This window comes from Streptomyces sp. NPDC054840, from assembly GCF_053611065.1.
The window spans coordinates 1-1,188 of sequence record NZ_JBSGZP010001141.1 but is presented as its reverse complement, the minus strand read 5'-3'; the positions used below and the strand labels follow the sequence as shown (position 1 = coordinate 1,188).

The following is a 1,188-nucleotide window of genomic DNA, read 5'->3' as shown; positions in this document are numbered from 1 at the left end:
TCCCGGGAGCGGCCACCGCGCGGGACGCCGCGCTGGCCCTGCCCGTACCGCTGGTGGACTCGGCCGACCCGAACGCCGGTTTCCTGACCGGTCTGCTGGCCTCCGCACCGGGCGACCTGCTGGGCGCGCTGAGCGCGGCGCCGGCCGACTCGGCCGAGCTGCGGCTGCGGGAGCTGCGGGCCCGCCTGGAGCTGGGCGAACTGCCCGAGGCCGGAAGCACCTTGGCGGATCTGGAGACCCGGCATCCGGACGACTGGCGGGTGGTGTGGGCCCGTGGTATCGCCTCGCTGGCCACCGGTGACGACGAGATAGCGGCCCTGTCCTTCGACGCGATCTACGACGCCTTCCCGGGCGAGCCCGCGCCGAAGCTGGCCCTCGGGCTGTGTGCGGAGGTGCTGGGCCAGCTGGACAACGCCGCCGAGTACTACCGCCTCGTGTGGATCACCGACCCGGGATTCGTGAGCGCGGCCTTCGGGCTGGCCCGTGTCCAACTGGCCGCCGGAGACCGGGACGCGGCCGTGCGCACGCTGGAATCCGTACCGGAGGCGTCCATCCACTACACGGCCGCGCGGGTGGCGGCGGTACGCGCACGTCTGCGCGACCGGTCCCCGCAGGAACCGCTGCTGGCCGACCTGGCGGCCGCCGCGGACCAGGTGGAAGCCCTGCGGCGGTTCGGGCTGGACCCGGAGCGGCAGGAACGGCTCGCGACGGAGGTTCTGGGCTTGGCCCTCGACTGGGTACTGTCGGGTAGCCGGGGTTCCGACCCCGGCCGGACCTCGCTGCTCGGCAGTCAACTGGACGAGCGGGGCCTGCGCTTCGGACTGGAGCGCTCGTACCGCGTCCTCGCACGGCTGGCGCGGCGTGGCGAGGAAAGGATCGAACTGGTGGAGCGGGCAAACCGTTTCCGTCCCCGGACGTGGGTGTGAGTGATGTCGATGCATCGGCTGTCGGGCTGCCCCAGCTGCGCGGAACCCTTGGAGGAGGGTGACCGTTTCTGCGGCGTCTGCGGCTACGCCGTGAGCGCACCGCCCCCGGCCGCCGGGGACCATCCGACCATCCCCATCCCACCGGCACCGCCGGCGCCTCCGGCCCGGTCGGCCGCCGCGGGCGCGGGCCCGGGCGGTTACGGGGGCCCGGCCCCCGGCGGCCCGCACACCGCCGCCGAGCCCGCCCCCGGCTGGGGCAGCG

General features: G+C 75.0%; 2 protein-coding genes. Both read left to right on the top strand.

The window, feature by feature from the left end; translation table 11 throughout:
* Nucleotides 1–926 (top strand): tetratricopeptide repeat protein (locus tag ACWGIU_RS38195; protein ID WP_453712736.1); only part of this gene is annotated, 926 nt, incomplete at its 5' end.
* A 3-nt stretch (nucleotides 927–929) separates the two neighbouring features.
* Nucleotides 930–1,188, top strand: a 259-nt coding sequence (locus ACWGIU_RS38190; RefSeq protein ID WP_453712734.1) for a zinc-ribbon domain-containing protein, incomplete at its 3' end; no start/stop codon positions are given.